Origin of the sequence: Mycobacterium botniense, assembly GCF_010723305.1 — a bacterium.
Lineage (GTDB): Bacteria > Actinomycetota > Actinomycetes > Mycobacteriales > Mycobacteriaceae > Mycobacterium > Mycobacterium botniense.
The window spans coordinates 1,654,803-1,676,587 of the sequence record NZ_BLKW01000004.1; the positions used below are offsets into that span (position 1 = coordinate 1,654,803).

19 protein-coding genes are annotated in these 21,785 nt (G+C 66.9%); 5 read left to right on the forward strand and 14 right to left on the reverse strand.

The window, feature by feature from the left end; genetic code table 11:
* Positions 1-187 precede the first annotated feature (187 nt).
* Together gabT and car are read left to right on the forward strand one after the other, a co-directional pair.
* Positions 188-1,528, forward strand: a complete 1,341-nt coding sequence (gene gabT, locus G6N08_RS17580; RefSeq protein ID WP_163759372.1) for a 4-aminobutyrate--2-oxoglutarate transaminase — start codon at positions 188-190, stop codon at positions 1,526-1,528.
* Between the two features lie 158 nt (positions 1,529-1,686).
* On the forward strand, positions 1,687-5,190 hold the full coding sequence (gene car, locus G6N08_RS17585; protein ID WP_163759374.1) for a carboxylic acid reductase: 3,504 nt from the start codon (positions 1,687-1,689) through the stop codon (positions 5,188-5,190).
* A gap of 59 nt (positions 5,191-5,249) precedes the next feature.
* On the opposite strand, the gene G6N08_RS17590 is transcribed toward car, so the two are convergent.
* From G6N08_RS17590 to ruvC, 4 genes are all read right to left on the reverse strand, one after another.
* The gene (locus G6N08_RS17590) at positions 5,250-5,831 is read right to left on the reverse strand and encodes a hypothetical protein (protein WP_371869068.1); all 582 of its coding nucleotides are present in this window, start codon (positions 5,829-5,831) and stop codon (positions 5,250-5,252) included.
* A 414-nt stretch (positions 5,832-6,245) separates the two neighbouring features.
* The gene (gene ruvB, locus G6N08_RS17595; protein WP_163759377.1) at positions 6,246-7,289 is read right to left on the reverse strand and encodes a Holliday junction branch migration DNA helicase RuvB; all 1,044 of its coding nucleotides are present in this window, start codon (positions 7,287-7,289) and stop codon (positions 6,246-6,248) included.
* Entirely contained in the window at positions 7,286-7,867 is a 582-nt protein-coding gene (gene ruvA, locus G6N08_RS17600; RefSeq protein ID WP_163759379.1) for a Holliday junction branch migration protein RuvA, read from the reverse strand. Before ruvA ends, ruvB begins: the two co-directional genes overlap by 4 nt.
* Positions 7,864-8,418: a crossover junction endodeoxyribonuclease RuvC gene (gene ruvC, locus G6N08_RS17605; RefSeq protein ID WP_163759381.1), complete on the reverse strand. Its 555-nt coding sequence runs from the start codon at positions 8,416-8,418 to the stop codon at positions 7,864-7,866. Before ruvC ends, ruvA begins: the two co-directional genes overlap by 4 nt.
* Positions 8,419-8,794: 376 nt before the next feature.
* On the opposite strand from ruvC, the gene G6N08_RS17610 reads away from it, so the two are divergent.
* The 3 genes from G6N08_RS17610 (at position 8,795) to G6N08_RS17620 (ending at position 11,617) form a co-directional block, all read left to right on the forward strand.
* Entirely contained in the window at positions 8,795-9,346 is a 552-nt protein-coding gene (locus G6N08_RS17610) for a hypothetical protein (RefSeq protein WP_163759384.1), read from the forward strand.
* Positions 9,347-9,538: 192 nt separating this feature from the next.
* Positions 9,539-10,765: a class I SAM-dependent methyltransferase gene (locus G6N08_RS17615; RefSeq protein ID WP_163760827.1), complete on the forward strand. Its 1,227-nt coding sequence runs from the start codon at positions 9,539-9,541 to the stop codon at positions 10,763-10,765.
* 408 nt (positions 10,766-11,173) lie between these two features.
* Complete coding sequence (locus G6N08_RS17620; RefSeq protein ID WP_163759386.1) at positions 11,174-11,617, forward strand: hypothetical protein; 444 nt, start codon at positions 11,174-11,176, stop codon at positions 11,615-11,617.
* A gap of 200 nt (positions 11,618-11,817) precedes the next feature.
* On the opposite strand, the gene G6N08_RS17625 is transcribed toward G6N08_RS17620, so the two are convergent.
* The 10 genes from G6N08_RS17625 to thrS all read right to left on the reverse strand — a co-directional run bounded on the left by G6N08_RS17625 (position 11,818) and on the right by thrS (position 21,702).
* A complete protein-coding gene (locus G6N08_RS17625) occupies positions 11,818-12,573 on the reverse strand; it encodes a YebC/PmpR family DNA-binding transcriptional regulator (protein WP_163759389.1) in 756 nt (251 codons plus the stop codon).
* 226 nt (positions 12,574-12,799) lie between these two features.
* Positions 12,800-13,396 carry a pyridoxal 5'-phosphate synthase glutaminase subunit PdxT gene (gene pdxT / locus G6N08_RS17630; RefSeq protein ID WP_163760829.1) on the reverse strand — a complete coding sequence of 199 codons (597 nt, stop codon included), beginning with the start codon at positions 13,394-13,396 and terminating at the stop codon, positions 12,800-12,802.
* 47 nt (positions 13,397-13,443) lie between these two features.
* Positions 13,444-14,289 (reverse strand): acyl-CoA thioesterase II, encoded by an 846-nt coding sequence (gene tesB / locus G6N08_RS17635; RefSeq protein WP_163759391.1) that lies wholly within the window; start codon positions 14,287-14,289, stop codon positions 13,444-13,446.
* A 9-nt stretch (positions 14,290-14,298) separates the two neighbouring features.
* The gene (pdxS, locus tag G6N08_RS17640; protein ID WP_163759393.1) at positions 14,299-15,210 is read right to left on the reverse strand and encodes a pyridoxal 5'-phosphate synthase lyase subunit PdxS; all 912 of its coding nucleotides are present in this window, start codon (positions 15,208-15,210) and stop codon (positions 14,299-14,301) included.
* Between the two features lie 81 nt (positions 15,211-15,291).
* Positions 15,292-16,326 (reverse strand): NUDIX hydrolase, encoded by a 1,035-nt coding sequence (locus G6N08_RS17645; protein WP_163759395.1) that lies wholly within the window; start codon positions 16,324-16,326, stop codon positions 15,292-15,294.
* Complete coding sequence (locus G6N08_RS17650) at positions 16,326-17,456, reverse strand: glycosyltransferase family 4 protein (protein WP_163759397.1); 1,131 nt, start codon at positions 17,454-17,456, stop codon at positions 16,326-16,328. The genes G6N08_RS17645 and G6N08_RS17650 overlap by 1 nt, the downstream gene beginning before the upstream one ends.
* On the reverse strand, positions 17,456-18,406 hold the full coding sequence (locus G6N08_RS17655; protein WP_163759399.1) for a phosphatidylinositol mannoside acyltransferase: 951 nt from the start codon (positions 18,404-18,406) through the stop codon (positions 17,456-17,458). Before G6N08_RS17655 ends, G6N08_RS17650 begins: the two co-directional genes overlap by 1 nt.
* A complete protein-coding gene (pgsA, locus tag G6N08_RS17660) occupies positions 18,403-19,089 on the reverse strand; it encodes a phosphatidylinositol phosphate synthase (protein ID WP_371869047.1) in 687 nt (228 codons plus the stop codon). Before pgsA ends, G6N08_RS17655 begins: the two co-directional genes overlap by 4 nt.
* Positions 19,071-19,655: an ATP adenylyltransferase gene (locus G6N08_RS17665; RefSeq protein WP_163759403.1), complete on the reverse strand. Its 585-nt coding sequence runs from the start codon at positions 19,653-19,655 to the stop codon at positions 19,071-19,073. The genes pgsA and G6N08_RS17665 overlap by 19 nt, the downstream gene beginning before the upstream one ends.
* The gene (gene thrS / locus G6N08_RS17670) at positions 19,648-21,702 is read right to left on the reverse strand and encodes a threonine--tRNA ligase (protein WP_163759405.1); all 2,055 of its coding nucleotides are present in this window, start codon (positions 21,700-21,702) and stop codon (positions 19,648-19,650) included. The genes G6N08_RS17665 and thrS overlap by 8 nt, the downstream gene beginning before the upstream one ends.
* Positions 21,703-21,785: the final 83 nt, after the last annotated feature.

Sequence of the window (21,785 nt, forward strand, 5' to 3'; positions counted from 1 at the left end):
TCCTCGGCGCAGTGCGAGCCCGGGCAGTGGTGGGAGTCGTTCAGCAAGCAAGACCTGCCTGCCGCCGGCCGTTAGGTCAAGGGCGGCAGCCGCTGGCCGGCGATCCCGGACAGTACCGGGACCCGACTAACGTGTGCCTGCCGCTGGGTGTCGGGCCGCCGGGTAAGCGCGCCGATAGGCTGCTGGGGTGTCCGCTGTCGAACAGAGTCGCTACCTCGCCACCGAGATCCCGGGCCCGGTATCGCGGGAGCTGAGCAAGCGCCGAGCCGTTGCGGTAGCGCACGGCGTCGCAAGCGCCATGCCGGTCTATGCCGCGCGCGCCGGCGGCGGCATCGTCGAAGATGTCGACGGCAACCGGCTGATCGACCTGGGTTCGGGTATTGCGGTGACCACGATCGGCAACGCCGCCCCGCGCGTGGTTGACGCGGTATGCGCCCAGGTCGCCGAATTCACCCACACCTGCTTCATGGTGACCCCGTACGAGCAGTACATCGCCGTCGCCGAACAACTGAACCGGCTGACCCCGATCGCTGGGGAGAAACGCTCGGCGCTGTTCAACTCCGGCGCCGAAGCCGTGGAAAACGCCATCAAGATCGCTCGCTACTACACCCGTAAACCGGCCGTGGTGGCGTTCGATCATGCTTATCACGGCCGCACCAACCTCGCGATGGCGCTGACCGCCAAATCCATGCCGTATAAGAGCGGCTTCGGCCCGTTCGCGCCGGAGGTCTATCGCGCGCCGCTGTCCTACCCGTTCCGCGACCGCCTGCTCGACGAAAAGCTCGCCGTGGACGGCGAACTGGCCGCGGCGCGGGCCATTCAAGTCATCGACCAACAGGTCGGCGCCCACAATGTGGCCGCGGTGCTCATCGAGCCGATTCAAGGGGAAGGCGGTTTCATCGTTCCGGCGGAGGGGTTTTTGCCCACCTTGCTGCGCTGGTGCCGGCACCACAATGTCGTCTTCATCGCCGACGAGATCCAGACCGGCTTCGCCCGAACCGGGGCGATGTTCGCCTGTGAGCACGAGGGCATCCAGCCGGACCTGATCTGCACCGCCAAGGCCATTGCCGGCGGCCTGCCCCTGTCGGCGGTGACCGGGCGCGCCGAGATCATGGACGCCGCTCACCGCGGCGGGCTGGGCGGCACATTCGGTGGTAACCCGGTGGCGTGCGCGGCAGCGCTGGCGGCCATCGCCACGATCGAACACGACGGGTTGATCACGCGAGCGCGCCGCATCGGCGAAGTGATGACGAAACGGCTGACCAGGATGCAGCGCGTCGACAAGCGCATTGGCGACATCCGCGGCCGCGGCGCGATGATCGCCGTCGAGTTGGTGAAACCGGGTAGCGCCGACCCTGACGCCGAGTTGGCCCGCGGGGTCGCCGCGGCCGCGCACGCCGCCGGGGTCATCGTCTTGACCGCCGGCAGTTTCGGCAACGTGCTGCGACTGCTGCCACCGCTGACCATCAGCGATGAGCTGCTGATCGAGGGGCTCGACATCATCGCCGAGGTCCTGGCGCGGGTGTAGCGTGCCCGGGTTGCTGAGTGAGCGGTCGCGCATCTCACCGATGTTGTGACACTCGCCGCGGTCAACCCCGGAATATTATTAGCTTTGCTAACGTAGTATCGGTCAAGCGCAACGAGGCGCTCGTAAGACTTCCCCAGCGATTGTGCAGAGGTGCTGTGATGTCGATTGATCATGTCCGTGACGAGCAGTTGGAGCGCCGAATCACGGAGTTGACCGCCAGCGACCCGCAATTCGCGGCCGCCCGCCCCGACGCGGCGGTCGCCGCGGCGATCGAACAGCCCGGGTTGCGGCTGACGCAGGTGATCCAGACCGTGCTGGAAGGCTACGCGGACCGGCCCGCACTAGGGCAGCGCGCGGTCGAGTTCGTCACCGACCCGAACACCGGGCGTACCTCCGCTCAGCTGCTGCCTCGTTTCGACACCCTCACCTACCGCCAGCTCGCCGACCGGGTCGGCGCACTGACCGCCGCCTGGGCCGATGGCGTGATCACTCCGGGTGACCGGGTATGTGTGCTGGGATTCACCAGCGTCGACTACACCACCATCGACATCGCGCTGGCTTTTCTCGGCGCTGTGTCGGTTCCGTTGCAGACCGGCGCCGCGATCACCCAGTTGGCGCCCATCGTCGTGGAAACCGAGCCGGGCGTCATCGCCGCCAGCATCGACTATCTGCCCGACGCCGTCGAACTGGCCCGGACCGCTCATACCCCCGCGCGGCTGGTGGTGTTCGACTACCGTCCGCAGGTCGATGACCACCGCGAAGCGCTCGACAGCGCCCGGGCGCGGCTGGCCGGCAGCGCGGTGCCGGTGGAGACGCTGCCCGATGTGCTGCAGCGCGGCACGTCACACCCGCCGGCCGAGCCGGTGGTCCCCGAGGACGATCCGCTGGCGCTGCTGATCTACACGTCCGGCAGCACCGGGGCGCCTAAGGGGGCGATGTATCTGCAGAGCAACGTGGCCAAGATGTGGCGGCGGTCCACCCGCAACTGGTTCGGCCCGAGCGCCGCCTCGATCACGCTCAACTTCATGCCGATGAGCCACGTCATGGGCCGCGGAATCCTGTACGGCACCCTGGGCAACGGCGGCACGGCATACTTCGGCGCCACGAGCGATCTGTCGACGCTGCTGGAAGACCTCGAGCTGGTGCGACCCACCGAGCTCAACTTCGTGCCACGAGTCTGGGACACCCTCTACGCGGAGTTTCACACGCGAGTCGAGCGGCTGGTGTCCGGGGGCGCCGACCGGGCCGCCGCCGAAGAGCAGGTGAGGGCCGACCTGCGGGAGCGCCTGCTCGGCGGACGATACATTGCCGCGATGACCGGCTCGGCGCCGATCTCTGCGGAGCTGACCCAGTGGGTCGAGTCCCTGCTGGGCATGCATTTGACGGACGGCTACGGCTCCACCGAAGCCGGCATGATCTTCTTCGACGGTGTCGTGCAACGCCCCCCGGTGATCGACTACAAGCTGGTCGACGTGCCCGAGCTGGGCTACTTCCTCACTGACCGGCCCTATCCGCGCGGCGAGTTGTTGCTCAAGACCGAGAACATGTTCCCCGGCTACTACAAGCGCCCGGAGATCACCGCCGAGGTGTTCGACCCCGACGGTTACTACCGCACCGGCGACGTAGTCGCCGAGGTGGGCCCTGATCGGCTGGTGTATGTCGACCGCCGTAACAACGTGCTCAAGCTCGCCCAGGGCGAATTCGTCACCGTCGCGAAATTGGAGGCGGTATTCAACAACAGCCCGCTGGTGCGCCAGATCTACGTTTACGGCAACAGCGCCCATCCCTATCTGCTCGCGGTCGTGGTGCCTACCGAGGACGCGCTGGCGCGCTTCGGCACCGAAGAGCTCAAGCCACAGATCGCCGAGTCGCTGCACAGTGTTGCCCAACAGGCCGGCCTGCAGTCCTATGAGGTGCCGCGTGATTTCATCATCGAAACCACGCCGTTCACGCTGGAGAACGGCCTGCTGACCGGTATCCGGAAGCTGGCGTGGCCCAAGCTTAAAGAACGTTACGGCGAGCGTCTGGAACAGCTGTACGCCGAACTCGACCGCAACCAGGCCGATGAGCTCGCCGAGCTGCGCCGCGGGGGCGCGGAGGGGCCGGTGCTGCAGACCGTCACCCGTGCCGCCGGTGCGCTGCTGGGGGCGGTCGCCGCCGACCTCGCGCCCGACGCCCATTTCACCGACCTGGGCGGAGACTCGTTGTCGGCGTTGACATTCGGCAACTTGCTGCGCGACATCTATGACATTGACGTGCCGGTCGGCGTCATTGTCAGCCCGGCCAGCGACCTGCAGGCAATCGCCGACTACATCGACACGCAGCGACGGGGATCGCAGCGGCCCACATTCGCCAGCGTGCACGGCCGCGACACCACCGAGGTGCACGCCCGCGACCTGACCCTGGACAAATTCCTCGACGCCGAGACGCTGGCCGCCGCACCGGGATTGCCCCGCGCCGGCGCCGAGGTGCGCACGGTGCTGCTGATCGGCGCGACCGGTTTTCTGGGCCGCTACCTGGCACTGGAGTGGCTGGAGCGCATGGACTTGGTGGACGGCACGCTGATCTGCCTGGTGCGGGCCAAGTCCGACGAGGAGGCGCGCCGCCGCCTGGACGCAACCTTTGACAGCGGTGACCCCGGGTTGCTGACGCACTACCGGGAGCTGGCCGCCGATCACCTGGAAGTGCTCGCCGGCGATAAGGGCGAGATCAACCTGGGCCTGGACCGGCGCACCTGGCAACGGCTGGCCGAAACCGTCGATGTGATCGTCGACCCCGCCGCCCTGGTCAACCACGTGCTGCCCTACAGCGAGCTGTTCGGACCCAATGCGCTGGGCACCGCTGAGCTGATCCGGCTCGCGATAACCCATACGCTCAAGCCCTATACCTACGTGTCGACGATCGGGGTGGGTGATCAGATCGAGCCGGCGAAGTTCGTCGAAGACGCCGACATCCGGGTCATCAGTCCCACCCGGGCACTCAACGACGGGTACGCCAACGGCTACGGCAACAGCAAGTGGGCCGGGGAGGTGCTGCTGCGCGAGGCACACGACCTGTGCGGCCTGCCGGTCGCGGTGTTCCGCTGCGACATGATCCTGGCCGACACCACCTATGCGGGCCAGCTGAACCTGCCGGACATGTTCACCCGGCTAATGCTGAGCCTGGTCGCCACCGGGATTGCGCCCGGCTCGTTCTACGAGCTGGACCCCGAGGGTAACCGGCAGCGTGCACACTACGACGGGCTGCCCGTGGAGTTCATCGCCGAGGCGATCGCGACGCTGGGCGCCCAGGCGGTGACCGGGTTCCGGACCTACCACGTGATGAACCCGCACGACGACGGTATCGGTCTCGACGAGTACGTCGACTGGCTGACTGAGGCCGGCTACCCGATCCGGCGCATCGACGACTACGCGGAGTGGTTGCGGCGGTTCGAGACCAGCCTGCGGGCACTACCGGAACGCCAGCGTCAGTACTCGCTGCTGCCGCTGCTGCACAACTACCAAAAGCCCGAAAAGCCGCTCCGCGGCTCGATGGCACCCACCGATCGCTTCCGCGCGGCTGTGCAGGAGGCCAAGATCGGCCCCGACAAAGACATCCCGCACGTCACACGGGAGATCATCGTCAAATACATCACCGACCTGCAGTTGCTCGGGCTGCTCTGACGAGGGGTAGCGAAAGCCCGCATTCCCGCTGGAATGCGGGCTTTCGTGTGTGGTGCCGGTTACGTGCCGGCGCGGCGCCGCCGGAAAACGCCTCTGCGCGGCTCAGGGCCTGCTGGCTGCTCGGGAAGGACTTGGGTCATCGTCTCCGGGAGCCCCTGGTCCGCGGCAACCACGGCTGTCGACATGTCGGGGGCGGGCTTGACGTCACGCGCTAACCGAACCGACAGGCGCGCCAGAATAGCCCCGCCCAGGAAAACGATCACTGCGCCCAGCCCGGAAAAGTAGGAGATCTCCACCAGCGCCCGTTTGGCGTCTGTGGCGGCCGCCGGGTGCCCGATGTCCCCGAGCCCGAGGGTCGGCGCCAGCGTGGCACCGACCACGAACCAGGCACCGGCGAAGACCGCCAGCCAGGCGCCGAACATGGCGATGGCGCGGTTGCCGGAGCCGACGAGCAGCAGACCGCCTACCAGGGTGGTGGCTCCCGGGAACACCTCCAGCCACCCCCTGGCCGCCGTCCATATCCAAGGCTGATCGGGCGTATACGCGAAGTGGAAGTACGGGCCGGTGAACGGTATCAACGCACCCCAGGCACCCAGCAGCACCAACAGCAACCCGGTGACCGCACCGCGGCTGCGAGGCATATGCAGACTGTCGAAACCCACAACCCGACCTTTCATCAAAGGACCGAGAGACAACGCAGAATCGGCACGACGCACTCCCCCTCATCGCGAACAGCTGTTCGGTAACCGTGCCGGGCTGACAGTGCCCGGAAAAAGACACACGGTGTCCCTACAATGCCACAGAACCGCGGCCGTGGTCGGCCGTTCAGAACGGCGCCCCGAGCCTGCACAACCCTGCCGCCGGGCTCGCTGGCCGATACCAGCCGGTTGATCGCGGCGTTGTCAGCTCGGAACGCGAGTCTCGCCGGCCCGCGACGCTGTGCGTCCTCAGGGTGCGCACAATGCCATCCGGCCCCGGCGTGTCGCGGGCAAACACGCCCGCTCGCCGCCGACTGCGATCGGCTGACAGCGTAGCCGCAGCCGGCGCCCGGACACCTACTCGAACAACCCGGGCTGGCCCAGAGTCCCCGCACCGGCCGGTGGGGTCATGCCCAGGTGCGTCCAGGCCGCGGCGGTGGCCACCCGCCCGCGGGGGGTGCGGGCGATCATCCCGGCGCGCACCAAAAACGGCTCACACACCTCCTCGACGGTGGCGGCCTCTTCCCCGACCGCCACCGCCAGCGTCGACACCCCCACCGGGCCACCGCCGAAGCTGCGGGTCAGTGCCGAGAGCACCGCGCGGTCCAGCCGGTCTAAGCCCAGTTCGTCGACGTCGTACACTTCCAACGCGGCCTTGGCCACATCGCGGGTAATCACCCCGTCAGCGCGCACCTCGGCGAAATCACGCACCCGGCGCAGCAACCGGTTGGCGATCCGCGGGGTGCCCCGTGAGCGGCGGGCGATCTCGGCACCCGCATCAGCCCCCAGTTCGATACCCAAGATCCGCGCCGACCGCGCCAACACCCGCTGCAACTCGGCAGGCTCATAGAAATCCATGTACGCGGTAAACCCGAACCGATCCCGCAGCGGGCCGGTCAGCGCCCCTGACCGCGTGGTCGCCCCCACCAGCGTAAACGGCGCCACCTCCAACGGAATCGACGTCGCCCCCGGACCCTTGCCCACCACCACGTCGACCCGGAAATCCTCCATCGCCAAATACAACATCTCTTCAGCCGGGCGGGCGATGCGGTGGATCTCATCGATAAACAGCACATCGCGCTCGACCAGGTTGGACAGCATCGCCGCCAAATCCCCCGCCCGCTCCAGCGCTGGACCCGACGTCACCCGCAACGCCGACCCCAACTCGGCGGCAATGATCATCGCCAGCGACGTCTTACCCAACCCCGGCGGACCCGACAACAAGATGTGATCCGGGCTGCCGCCCCGGTTTTTGGCGCCCTCGATCACCAACTGCAACTGCTCACACACCCGCGGCTGGCCGATAAACTCAGCCAGCGACCGTGGCCGCAGACTGGCATCGACATCGGCTTCTCCGACGGTCAGCGCTGCCGACACCTCCCGCTCGGCGGGTTCGCTCATGTCGTCGTCCCCAGCAGCGCCAACGCCGCGCGCAACGCCGCAGAAGTGCTGGCCCCGGGCTCACCGGCCAACACCCTATCGGTGGCCTCCTCAGCCTGCCTGGCCGCAAAACCCAGTCCGATCAGGGCTTCGACCACCGGGCCACGCACCGCGTGCCCATTGACCGGCGCTGCGGGCACCGCACCGGCCTTATCGCGCAACTCCAACACCAGCCGCTCGGCGCCCCGGCGGCCGATCCCGGGCACCCGCGTCAGCGCCGCCACATCGCCGTCGGCCAGCACCCGCCGCAGTGCTGTCGCGTCATAAACCGCCAACGCCGCCAGCGCGATCTTGGGCCCCACCCCCGAAACCCCCAGCAACATCACAAACAAATCGCGGGCCTCGGCCTCGAGGAACCCGTACAGCGTCATCGACTCCTCGCGCACAATCATCGCGGTGACCAACCGAGCCTCAGTCCCACGCCGCAGCCTTGCCAGCGTCGACGGGGTCGCCATTACCTGGTAACCGACCCCAGCGCACTCGATCACCACATGATCCAGCGCCACCTCCAGCACCTGCCCGCGCACCGAGGCGATCACCGCGCCGCCTTGACCTTCGCACCGACCCGCTGACGCTGCCCGCCCGCCTGGGCTTCTGCGGCGGCCATCCGCGCGATCATCGGCGCGCGCCAGCAATGACATATCGCCAACGCCAACGCGTCAGCCGCATCCGCCGGTGTCGGCTTGGCTTGCAACCCAAGGATTCTGGTGACCATCGCAGTCACCTGCGCCTTGCCCGCACCACCGTTACCGGTAACCGCCGCCTTCACCTCGCTGGGGGTGTGAAAATGCACCGCAACACCCCGTTTGGCCGCCGCCAGCGCCACCACGCCCCCAACCTGCGCGGTACCCATCACCGTCGACACATTCTGCTGGGAAAACACCCGCTCGATCGCCATCACATCCGGGCGATAAGTATCCAGCCACTGCTCGACAACATCACTGATCGCCAATAACCGCCCCGGCAACGGGACGTCGACCGCGGTGCGTACGACCTCGACATTCAGTGCGACGATCTGCCGCCCGCGGCTGCCGTCGATCACCGACAATCCGCAGCGCGTCAAGCCTGGATCAACACCCATCACCCGCACTGCATCACTCCCGCTGCCGAACGACTGTTCGATACCCTATCGGGCCGAGCCGACAGCCATCGGAACGACACGCGGTGAGATCCGTCGCGCCGGCGGTCGCCGACGATAAACATGCGATATCGGTATCGCCTCACCGGCGAAGTCGCTGTATCCACGGTGCAGCGTTTCAGCCCATCGTCGTAGCGATCGTGCAGCGGGATCAGTCGCATATCCGGGCTCGCTTGGGAATCGTCACGGTATATCTCGCCATGGGGCGCGTGTGATCGGTGTGACTCCACGGCGCCGCCAGCGACAGCACCACCGGCCGGCCAAGCCCGGCAGGCTAAGGTTGGTGCACACTCAGGGCAAGTCAGGTGGCTGACCGGAAGGCGGACAGATGGGCCGTATGCGCTGCACCAAGCGGAATCGTCGACCGGGCCACGGCACGGCACGCGATGCTCATCCGATCATTGTCGGGACAGCTGCCGGTGCGTTTCTGGCTGCGGCGATGACCCCGCTGGCCACCGCGCCCGCCGCCACTGCGGGCATCATCGATGTCCTCAGCAACGCAGCCAGCGCCCCGGCCCCTGTCCCGGTGATCGTCGCTCCTCGCCCCGCCGCCAGTGGGATCGACAGGAGCGGCCACGCGCTCAGCGGCCCCGGCGACGACGGCGGCCCCGGCGGGCAAGGCGGGCAAGGCGGGCATGGCGGCCCCGGCGGGCAAGGCGGGCACGGCGGCCCCGGCGGGCAAGGCGGGCAAGGCGGCCCCGGCGGTCACGGCGGAGCCGGCGGGCACGGGGGAGCCGGCGGGCAAGGGGGGCACGGCGGAGCCGGCGGGCAGCCCGGCCCCGGCGGAGCCGGTGGCGCACCGGGACCCGGCGGGGCGCCCGGCCAGCCCGGCCAGCCCGGCCAGCCCGGGGCGCCCGGCCAGCCCGGGGCGCCCGGCTAAGACCGGCTAAGCCCGGCTGTGTCAGGTCGGCCGCCCACCGGATGATGCGGCCACCCACATCCACCACCGCGCCCGCTGCGGCAGCACGGCGCTCACCATGATCAGCCGTGGAAGCACCGGGGATACTCTCGACTGACGAACTGATCAACCGCCGACTGTAAAGGAGCCGACGCTGAAGTGAGCAGCGCTGAGATGGCCGGCGATCCACGCGCCGATGTGGTAGCCCGCCAGTACGAGCGATACCGGTATCCGCAACCTATTCATGACCTGAGGACGTGGGTCACACACAACTGGGAATGGTTCGACCCGGTTCACGCTCACCGGATTTTGTGGCCCGATCGCGAATATCGGCCCGATCTCGATATTCTGATCGCCGGTTGCGGCACCAACCAGGCGGCCGTTTTTGCGTTCACCAATCCGGACGCCAGGGTGGTGGCGGTCGATATCAGCCAGCCGTCGCTGGACCATCAGCAATATCTGAAAGAAAAGCATGGGCTGTGGAACCTCGACCTGCATCTGCTGCCGATCGAAGAGCTACCGGCGCTCGGACTCGACTTTGATCTCATTGTCTCGACCGGCGTTATACATCACATGGCAGATCCATTGAAAGGCATGAAAGCGCTCGCCGGCTGCCTGCGGCCCGACGGTGTCATCGGCGTCATGCTGTATGCGAAGTACGGTCGAATCGGAATCGAACTGCTGCAATCAGTGTTTGATGACCTGGGGCTGCGCCAAGACGATGCGTCGGTGCAAACGGTGCGGGAGACCATCTCTGTCCTGTCACCGGATCACCCTGTCCAAGGCTATCTTAAAATCGAGCAGAATATGCAGTTCGACGCCGTGCTGGTGGATACGTTTCTGCATGGCCGCGCACGTAGTTACACCGTCGATGACTGTATCGATCTGGTCACCTCGGCGGGACTCGTATTTCAGGGATGGCTCCTCAACTCGCCGTATTACGCGCACGATTCGGTTGCGCAGGCGGCCGGGTTCTATTCGGCCGTGACCGCGTTGCCTGAGGCTAAGCTCTGGTCGGTGATGGAACGTCTCCACACCCGCAACGCTTGCCACTTCTTCATGGCGTGCCATCCGGAGCGGCCCAAAGAGAGCTACACCCTTGATTTTTCGACGGTTGACTGTCTCGACTACGTGCCGATGATGCGCATGCGCTGCGGCCTTTCCGGCACTGAGATTTTTCGGCCGGATTGGCGTATGAGCCTCAGCCCGGCTCAGGTGCCTTTTGTGCGGCACATCGATGGCCGTCGCACGATCCGAGAGATCGCTGCGTGCGTGGCGCGAAGTGGCGAGACGCCGCGGGCCAGCACAGCTGACTTGGAGAAATTCGGACGCAAGCTATTTCAATCCCTGTGGCGTCTGGATTTTGTTGCAATGGCCCTGAACGCGAACCCAGGGAGTTAGGCGGCCGCTCGCTTCGCTGAGCGGTCGACGGCCACAGCGGCCGCCCAGAGGCCTCCGGTGTCATGTGCTGCAGACAGCCGCACCATCCGACCCAGCGGGCCGATCTCCGGCAATCCGACGGACGGCATTGCGGTCAAGGTGATTTGAGCACGCCGACCGGCGGACACGCAGCGTAATTGACTACTACGCGGTGAGGAACGATATCATCGGCCGATGACTCATACATCTCCCACTGAGCCTGGCCGCGAGAATGACCCCACGACAGCCCCCGCCGGTGTAGGCGAGTGGTCGACGTCTCATCAGTCTTCTCCAGAGACAGGGTCTCTCACTGAGAGCCCCGCAAAGGATTTTCCTGACGAGCCACTTCCTCCCACCACAGGCGGGCGCAAGTCGTCGCGCTGGCTCACAGTGGTGTCACTGGTCATTGCGGTAATCGCCGTAGGACTGGCCATTGGGTCGTGGTTCCGCCCCACTCACAGCGCGTCTCCCGCGTTCACCAGCCAGCAAATCTCCGACGCGAAAACGAATGTCTGCGCCGCGTACACGACCGTGCAGCAAGCGGTGGTCATCAACACCCACCTGGTGAACCCGCGCCCGGACGACCCGATTGGCCAACTGGCGGTGGCGGCCAATGCTCGCCTGGCCTTGTTAGGGGGCGGCGCCTACTTACGAGACCGCCTCGCCGCAGAAGCTGCGACTCCAGCTGATCTGGCGAAAGCCGTTAAATCTATGATCAATACGCTTGAGCAGCTGGGGGTCAACTACCTTGCCGGTGCATCCAATATCGTTCAGGACCCGTTGCGCAACGAGCTCAACTCGGAGATCAACCAAATAAACGGGCTGTGCACATAACCGATCTTGCCCGCTGAGTGCACAGAGCGTGGCCGGCCGGCTCGAACGCCGGCACGTCGCTGCAACGGTAGTGCATGCTTCACGTCGCAATAGTGTGCGCAGACGGGCGATTCCGGGCAGGGGGTAGTCGTGGACCGCGGTGACCCACGCTGCCGCCGCGCTCCCGGCGGCAGCGTGTCAGAAACGGTGCTGAAAGGACGTCACTCGTCCTCGAGTGCGGCCAGTACCTCATCGGGCACGTCGACGTTGGTCCACACGTTCTGCACATCGTCGCTATCTTCCAGCGCGTCGACGAGTTTAAATAGCTTGCGGGCGGCGTCGAGGTCGACCGGAACGCTGACCGAGGGCTGGAAACTGGCCTCGGCTGACACGTAGTCGATCCCGGCGTTTTGCAACGCGGTCCGCACTGCCACCAAATCGCCCGGTTCCGAGATGATTTCGAAGCTATCGCCGAGATCGTTCACCTCCTCGGCACCCGCGTCCAGCACGGCCGCCAGCACATCGTCTTCGGTCAGGCCGTTCTTGTCCAGGGTGACCACACCTTTGCGGGAAAACAGATAGGACACCGACCCCGGGTCCGCCATGGTGCCGCCGTTGCGTGTCATCGCCACCCGTACCTCGCTGGCGGCGCGGTTGCGATTGTCGGTCAGGCACTCGATCAACACCGCAACACCGTTAGGTCCATAACCCTCGTAGGTGACGGTCTGGTAGTCCGCACCGCCGGCCTCCTCGCCAGCGCCGCGCCGGCGAGCGCGTTCAATGTTTTCGTTGGGTACCGAACTCTTCTTCGCCTTCTGGATAGCGTCGTACAGCGTGGGGTTTCCCGCTGGGTCACCGCCACCGACCCGCGCCGCGACTTCGATGTTCTTGATCAGCCGCGCGAACATCTTGCCGCGGCGCGCGTCGACGACCGCCTTTTTGTGCTTGGTAGTGGCCCACTTGGAATGGCCGCTCATCCCCGTCCTATCTCACATCCGGATGCGTAGTTCTCGGCCAGACGAGTCTACGTGCACCACACGCAAGCCTGCCCGGCTCCTCCCCGGGCCGCACCGGCCCGCATCGTCGCCGGACGTGTTCAGATGGCCCGGCTCCTCCCCGGGCCGCACCGGTCCGCGTCGTCGCCGGACGTGTTCAGATGGCCCGGCTCCTCCCCGGGCCGCACCGGCCCGCATCGTCGCCGGTCTAACGCTCGCCGGTGACGATGTCGACAAACAACCGGTGGATGCGGCGGTCGCCGGTCACCTCCGGGTGAAACGCCGTCGCCAGCACCGGGCCCTGCCGCACCGCCACGATATGGCCGGCCGCGCGGGCCAGCACCTGCACCCCCGGGCCCGCCCGCTCGACCCACGGCGCGCGGATGAACACCGCACGCACCGGCTCGTCCAGGCCCGCGAACGCGATATCGCCCTCGAACGAATCGACCTGGCGGCCGAATGCGTTGCGCCGCACGGTCATATCGATGGCACCCAGCGGAACCGCCTCGCGGCCCTTGGCGCCGGCATCAAGGATCTCGCTGGCCAAAAGGATCATCCCGGCACACGCTCCGTACGCCGGCAACCCGTCGGCCAGCCGTGCCCGCAGCGGCTCCAGCAAGTCCAGCTCGCGCAGCAGCTGGCTCATGGTGGTGGACTCTCCGCCGGGAATGACCAAGGCGTCCACCGCGTCCAGTTCAGCGCGACGACGCACGGCACGTGGCTCAGCACCGGCTTCGCGCACCGCCGCCAGGTGCTCCCGGGTGTCACCTTGCAGCGCCAGCACGCCAATTCGCGGCGTGGTCACCAGGCGCCGCTCCCGCTCGGCGCTGGGCTGCGCATCAGCACCGGCGCTCACCGGCTCGCCGGACGAAGCTCGCGTTTGTACCGGGTCAAGCCCTCTTGCACGACTGCGGCGACCAGCTCGCCGTACCGGTTGAAGATCTTGCCCTGGGTCAGCGCCCGCCCGCCGCACGCCGACGGCGAGGACTGGTCGTAGAGCAGCCACTCGTCGGCCCGGAACGGCCGCATGAACCACATCGCGTGATCCAGCGAGGCGACCTGCAGGTGGTGGCGCTCCTCGATATGGATCACCTGGGCCGAGCCGAGCAGAGTGAGATCACTCATATAGGCCAGCGCGCAGATGTGCAGCACCGGGTCGTCGGGCAACGGGTCGCGATGCCGGAACCACACCTGCTGCTGGGATGCTAACCGGGGCAGACGTTCGAGTTTCTGTTGCGGAACCACGCGCACGTCCCATTCGTCAAACTGGCGGAAACCCGCGTCGTCAAACACCTTCATCGACCTCAGCCCCGGCAGGTCGTCCGGCGGCGGCGCAGAAGGCATCGCGTCTTGATGTTCGATGCCGCTCTGATCGGTCTGAAACGACGCTGACATGGAAAAGATCGTCTCGCCGTGCTGGATCGCGTTCACCCGCCTGGTGCAAAACGAGCCGCCGTCGCGGAGGCGTTCGACGAGGAAAATGGTGGGCGCTGTGGCATCTCCGGGCCGCAGAAAATAACCGTGCAGCGAATGCACCAGGTAACGCGGGTCGACGGTGCGCACCGCCGACACCAGGGACTGTCCGGCGACGTGCCCGCCGAACGTGCGCTGCCAGTTGCCCGATTCCGGACTGAACACCCGGCCGCGGTAGATGTTCACCTCGAGCTGTTCGAGATCGAGGATCTCTTCGATCGCCATCCGACTTGTTTACCAGCCGCGTTGGGCGAGCCGGTGGGGCTGGGCGATGTCCTCCACGGTGATACCCACCATGGCCTCCCCCAGGCCCCGCGACACCTTGGCCAGCACATCGGGGTCGTCGTAGAAGGTGGTCGCCTTGACGATGGCGGCGGCGCGGTGGGCGGGGGAGCTCGATTTGAAGATCCCGGAGCCGACAAAGATTCCTTCAGCGCCCAGTTGCATCATCATCGCCGCGTCGGCGGGGGTGGCGATACCGCCCGCGCAGAACAATGTCACCGGCAGCTTGCCGGCGCGGGCGACCTCGGCGACCAGTTCATAGGGTGCCTGCAGCTCTTTGGCGGCGACGAACAGCTCGTCCTCACTCAGCGTGGTCAGCCGGCGGATCTCGCTGGTCATCGCCCGTATGTGCGCAGTGGCGTTGGACACGTCACCGGTGCCGGCTTCACCCTTGGACCGGATCATGGCCGCGCCCTCGGTAATCCGCCGCAATGCCTCACCGAGATTGGTCGCCCCGCAAACGAATGGCACGGTGAACTTCCACTTGTCGATGTGGTGGGTGTAGTCGGCGGGAGTCAGCACCTCGGACTCGTCAATGTAGTCCACCCCCAGGCTCTGCAGGATCTGCGCCTCGACGAAATGGCCGATACGCACTTTGGCCATCACCGGGATGGTGACCGCGTTGATGATGGCCTCGATCAGCTCGGGATCGCTCATCCGGGCGACACCGCCCTGGGCGCGGATATCGGCGGGTACCCGCTCCAGTGCCATCACCGCGACGGCCCCGGCTCCCTCGGCGATGCGGGCTTGCTCGGGGGTGACGACATCCATGATGACGCCGCCCTTGAGCATTTCGGCCATTCCGCGCTTGACCCGCGTCGTCCCGGTTTGCCCGGCAGCGTTCGACGAAGCGGCGGTATCCACTGCTGATTCTCCTTCAACCGATGCCGTTCCAGTCTAGTGGGGAACAACGAGCGGGTTTTTCGCCCGACCGCAGCGGACGCGTCAGCGGATCGACTGCAACTGCCGCGCCCGCGCCGGTGCCCCGGCGTCGGCCAGCGCTTTCGCGTCGGCGAGCAGTTCGGACAGCTGAAGCGGGTAGACCGTTTCACCGCCGGCTACCAATTCGGCGATGTCGCCGGCGTCACACCAGCGGTGACTGTGAATGTAGCGGCGCTCCAATTCAGTCCGCCCCGACGGGGACGGCTCGAACCGCCGGGTGCGATACACGAAGAAGAATTCCTGGCTGTCGAGCACCGAGCCGTTGAACTCGAACACCGCATCGCGCCGCCAGATCGGTCCGATCATGTCCGCGGGCTCGACCCGCAGACCGGTCTCCTCGGCCAGCTCCCGCGCCGCTGCGTGCGCCAGGGGCTCGCCGGGCCGCACCCGGCCGCCGACGGTGAACCACCACTTGGGCGCGCTGCCGTCGGTGATCGCCGGGTCCGAACCGCACAGCAACAACACCGCACCGGTCTCGTCGAGGAGCACCACCCGCGCCGAGGTGCGCTGACTGGCCACCGGTTGAGTGCTGTCCAGCACCGCGCGGTAGCGCTCTGCGATTTCGAAATACGTTGGCAGCGCAGCTCTTCCACCCAGCCGCAGCAGACGCACCAGGGGCCGTTCGCGGAGCGCCAAGGTGTCACGGACCGCGTCGTTGTGGAATCGGCGAGCCAGCAACACCCGTGCCTCGGCGTCGGCCAGCTCGGCGACCAGAGCCGACGGCAATGCCGCCGGGTCAACCATCGCTAACGCCGCCGACAGCTCGTTTTCGCACGCTTCACGCTCGGCTCGGGGCGCACGCTCGGCGGCGTCGGCCAGCGCGGCCAGCCGCTTGCCTTCCGGGGCGCCGCCGTAGGCGTCGGCGGCGACCGCGCGGGCCACCACCGCGCGGCGCGCCAGCGCACCGTCGAGGGCCTGCCAGGACAGGTCGTAGCGCACGTGCAACCGGTCCAGCCGGTTGGCCATCTGATACACCCGGGCGCCCAGCGCCACCAGCACCGCGACCAGGACCACGACGGTCACGACCGCCCAGGTCATCAGCTGGCCACCTGGACCTTGGTGCCCGAGCCGGCAACCGTCTCATAGACCCGCATGATCTGGTTGGCCACCACCGACCAGTCATATCGACGCACCGCGGCGGCGCCGGCCGCGATGTAGCGCTCGCGCAGGATGTCGTTCTCCAGCACCGCGATCAGTCCCGCCGCCAGGGCAGCCGGATCGTCGACGGCGACCAGGCGACCGGCCGCGCCGTCGCACAGTACCCGGCGGAACGCGTGCAGATCGCTGGCCACCACCGGGGTTCCCGCCGCCATCGCCTCCACTAAGACGATGCCGAAACTCTCACCGCCGGTGTTGGGCGCACAGTACACATCGGCGCTGCGCAAAGCCGACGCCTTCCCGGCATCGTCGACCTGCCCGAGAAACCGCAGATGGTGCGCCAAATCGCCGGCTTGGCTGCGTAATTGGTCCTCGTCACCCCGGCCGACGATCAGCAGCTGCACGGCCGGGAAGCGCTGCACCAGGCTCGGCAACGCACCGAGCAGCACGCTCATCCCCTTGCGGGGCTCGTCGTAGCGGCCCAAGAACAACACCGTCTTGCCCGGGCGCGGATAGCCCTGCAGCCGGGTTGCCGAGGCGAACGCGGCCACGTCGACACCGTTGGGGATCTCCACCGCGTCCGAACCCAGCGCCTCCATCTGCCAGCGCCGCGCCAGGTCCGACACCGCGATCCGGCCCACAATCTTCTCATGCCAGGGCCGCAGCACACCCTGGAACACCGACAGTGTCAGCGATTTGGTGGTCGAGGTGTGAAAGGTCGCCACGATCGGGCCCTCGGCGACCCGCAACGCCCACATCGACAAGCTCGGCGCATTCGGCTCGTGCAGGTGCAGCACGTCGAAATCACCGTCGGCCAGCCAGCGCCTGACCTTGCGGTGCACCGCCGGGCTGAACTGGAGCCGGGCCACCGACCCGTTGTAGGGAATCGGGACGGCTTTGCCGGCGGAGACGACGTAGTCGGGCAGCTTGACATGCCGGTCCGGAGAGGCCGGGGCCAACACACTGACCATGTGACCACGCTCGCGCATCACCTCGGCCAGCTGCAACACATGCGACTGCACCCCGCCCGGCACGTCGAACGAGTAGGGGCACACCATGCCGATCCGCATCAGGCTGCCCCTAACGCGGTGCGCCGCTCGTCGGGCAGATCGGCCAGCCACTGCGGCTGCAGCATGTGCCAGTCGGCGGGGTACGCGGCGATGTTTCGCGCGAACACCTCCGCCAGCGCCTGGGTGATGACACCGACGTCACCGCTGGTGCAGTCCAGCGCCGGATACACCTGGAAACCCCAGCCGTCGTCGACATACCAGCAGTGCACCGGCAGCAGCGCCGCACCGGTGTCGATCGCGAGTTTGGCCGGGCCCGCGGGCATCCGGGTGGGCTCGGCGAAGAAGTCCACCGGGACACCGGTGCGGGTGAGATCGCGCTCCGCCAACAAGCAGACCACCCGGTTGGCCCGCAGTCGCTCGCTGAGCAGCTCGAACGGGGGCCGTCGGCCACCGGACAGCGGCAGGACCTCGAAACCGAGGCCTTCGCGGTAGTCGATGAACCGCCGATACAGCGACTCGGGTTTCAGCCGTTCGGCGACCGTGGTGAACCTGCCGTAGATCTGAGCCAGCCACACCCCCGCCATATCCCAGTTGCCGCTGTGCGGCAATGCCAGCACGGCCCCGCGCCCGGATGCCAGCGCGGCGTCCAGATGTTCTCTGCCGCCCACCGATTCGTCGAGCTGCTGAGCCAGTGCGCGGTGGTTCATCGCCGGCAGCCGAAATACTTCCCGCCAATAGCGCGCATAGGAGGCAAGTGAGGCCCGCATCAGCGTGTCGGGCACCTCGCCCGGCGCCACACCGAGGACGCGAGCCAGGTTCTTCCGCAGCTGCACCGGGCCGCCGTGACGGGCCGCGTAGCGGGCACCGGCGTCGAACACGCCGCGCGCAGCGAATTCCGGCACCGCTCGCACCACCATCCACCCGGCCGCATAGGCCCAGCCGGCGACGCTGCTCCGCAGCGGGGAGCTTATGCCCGCCGGTGTTTTCAGGCCGACCGGGATGGAGATCACGATGTGTTTTTCCCTTGTGGCTTCGCCGATTCTCCGGCTGAGGGCGGCGGATCCGCTGCCCCGGGCGAGTGCCGCACCGTATGTAACCGCTGGGCACAGGTGATCATGCTGGCCAGCGCCAGCACCCACATCGCCAGATGCAGCGCCCACGGCAGCGGAAAGACCGGCAGATCCGACAAACCAGCGCCGACCAGCACGATGATCAACCGTTCCGGTCGTTCGATGAGCCCGCCGTCACCGCGCAGCCCGCTGGCCTCCGCGCGTGCCTTAATATAGGAGATCACCTGCGACGTCACCAGGCAGATCAACGTCGCCACCACCAACGGTGCGCTGCGCAGACCGAACGCCGCCCACCACGCCAGCCCGCAGAACACCGCACCGTCGCTGATGCGGTCGCAGGTGGCGTCCAATACGGCCCCGAACCGGCTGCCGCCGCCGCTCTCCCGGGCCATCGCGCCGTCGAGCATGTCGAAATGCACGAAAAACCAGACCACGAGTGTGCCCGCGAACAGGTGGCCGGTGGGAAACAGGGTGAGCGCGGCCAGCACGGCGGCCGCGGTGCCGATGATGGTGACCCCATCCGCGGTGAAACCGGCCCGCAGCAACGCCCGGGCCACCGGGGCGGTGACGCGGGTAAAAGCCGACCGGGCCAGGCGCAGCCTGCTCACGGTTGCCTTTCCCATTCATCGGCCAGCAGCCGGCGGGTGTCCCGCAGCAGCTGCGGGATGACCTTCGAGTCGCCGATGATGGTGATGAAATTGGCGTCACCACCCCATCGCGGCACGACGTGGACGTGCAGATGCTCGGCCAGCGACCCGCCCGCCGACGTCCCCAGGTTCATGCCCACATTGAACCCATGTGGCCGCGACACCGCCTTGATGACACGGATCGCCTTCTGCGTGAACGCCATCAACTCGGCGCTTTCCTTGTCGGTGAGATCCTCGAGTTCGGACACCCGCCGGTAGGGCACGATCATCAGATGCCCGGGATTGTACGGATAGAGGTTGAGCACGGCGTAGACCAGCTCGCCCCGGGCGACCACCAGTCCGTCCTCATCGGGCAGTTGCGGGATATCGGTGAACGGCTGCGCGGATTTGGAGTTGTCACGGCGCACCGGCGCCTCGGCCAAATAGCTCATCCGGTACGGCGTCCACAACCGCTGCAGGTGGTCGGCCTCGCCCACACCGCGGTCGATGATCGTGCGCTCGTCGGTGCTGCGATCCTCGTCTGTGCGTTCGTCGTCACTCACGACTGGCTACTTTCACCAGATCGGCTGTGGGGGCAGCGTTCTCGCGGTCGGCGATCCAGCCCACGATGGCTGCGACGGCGTCGTCGCGGGCCACGCCGTTGATCTGGGTGCGGTCACCGAACCGGAAGCTCACGGCACCAGCCTGCATATCGCGGTCGCCGACCAGCAACATGAACGGCACCTTTCGATTGGTGTGGTGCACGATCTTCTTGGCCATCCGGTCGTCACCGGCATCGACTTCAACCCGGACCCCGTGTGACTTCAGTTGCTCAGCAACGCTTTCCAGATACGGCACGTGCTGATCGGCAACCGGTATGCCCACCACTTGCACCGGTGCCAGCCACGCCGGAAACGCCCCGGCGTAGTGCTCTGTGAGGATGCCGAAGAACCGTTCGATCGACCCGAACAGCGCCCGGTGGATCATCACCGGCCGGCGGCGGCTGCCGTCGGCCGCGGTGTACTCCAGCTCGAAACGTTCGGGCGTGTTGAAGTCCAGCTGGATCGTCGATATCTGCCAAGAACGGCCCAGCGCATCGCGCGCCTGAACCGAGATCTTGGGACCGTAAAACGCCGCGCCGCCCGGATCGGGGACCAACTCCAGGCCCGACGCCTCGCCCACCGCGGCCAAAGTGGCGGTAGCTTCCTCCCATATCTGTTCGGAGCCGAAAAACTTGTCCGGATCCTTGGTGGACAGCTCCAGATAAAAGTCAGTAAGCCCGTAGTCACTGAGCAACTCCAGCACGAACCGCAGCAGCGAGGCCAGTTCGTCGCGCATTTGCTCGCGGGTGCAAAAGATGTGCGCATCATCCTGAGTCATGCCGCGGACTCGAGTCAGGCCGTGCACCACCCCGGACTTCTCGTAGCGATAGACGGTGCCGAACTCGAAAAGCCGCAACGGCAGCTCGCGGTATGACCGCCCGCGCGAGCGGAAGATCAGGCAGTGCATCGGGCAGTTCATCGGCTTGAGGTAGTAGTCCTGCCCGGGCTTGCGCACGGTGCCGTCGACGTGGTATTCGGCGTCGATATGCAGCGGCGGGAAGATCTCGTCGGCGAACCAGTCCAGGTGCCCGGACGTGTGGTACAGCTGCGCCTTGGTGATGTGCGGGGTGTTGACGAAGTCGTAGCCCGCTTCGATGTGCTTGCGCCGCGAGTACTCCTCCAGCTCCCGGCGCACGATTCCGCCCCGCGGGTGGAAAACCGGTAGGCCCGAACCGATTTCGTCCGGGAAGCTGAACAAGTCCAACTCCGCCCCCAGTTTGCGGTGGTCGCGGCGCTGGGCCTCTTCGATCAGCCTCAGATGGCGCTCCAGCGCCTCCTGCGACTCCCACGCAGTGCCGTAGATGCGTTGCAGGCTGGGGTTGTTCTGGTCGCCTCGCCAGTATGCGGCCGACGAGCGGGTGAGCTTGAACGCCGGAATGTAGCGGGTGGTGGGGATGTGCGGGCCGCGGCACAGATCACCCCAAACCCGTTCCCGCGTGCGCGGATCGAGATTGTCGTAGGCGGTGAGTTCGTCGCCGCCGACCTCCATCACCTCCGGGTCACCGGACTTGTCATCAACCAGCTGCAGCTTGTAGGGCTCGTCGGCCAGCTCGGCGCGGGCCTGTTCGACGGAGTCGTATACCCGCCGGGAGAACAACTGCCCGTCCTTGACGATCTGGCGCATCCGCTTCTCCAGCGCCTCCAAGTCCTGCGGGGTGAACGGCTCCGGCACGTCGAAGTCGTAGTAGAAACCATCGGCGATCGGCGGCCCGATCCCGAGTTTGGCTCCCGGGAACAAGTCCTGGACAGCCTGGGCCAGCACATGCGCACACGAGTGCCGGATAACGCTGCGCCCGTCGTCGGTATTGGCCGCCACGGGGGTGACATCGGTGTCGCGGTCAGGAACCCAACTCAAATCACGCAGCTTGCCCTCGGCGTCGCGTACCACGACGATCGCGTCCGCAGCACCCCGGCCCGGCAATCCCGCGGCGCGCACTGCGGCCGCCGCGGTGGTGCCGGCAGGCACCCGGATCACGGCAGCTGCGGCGGGTTGTGGGGGGGCGCTCATCAGCGAATCTCCAAGGCCTTCAGCGAGTCGGAACGGTAGCGACCATGCTATCGGGACGTCGGGTCGGCGGCCTCACAGCTGGC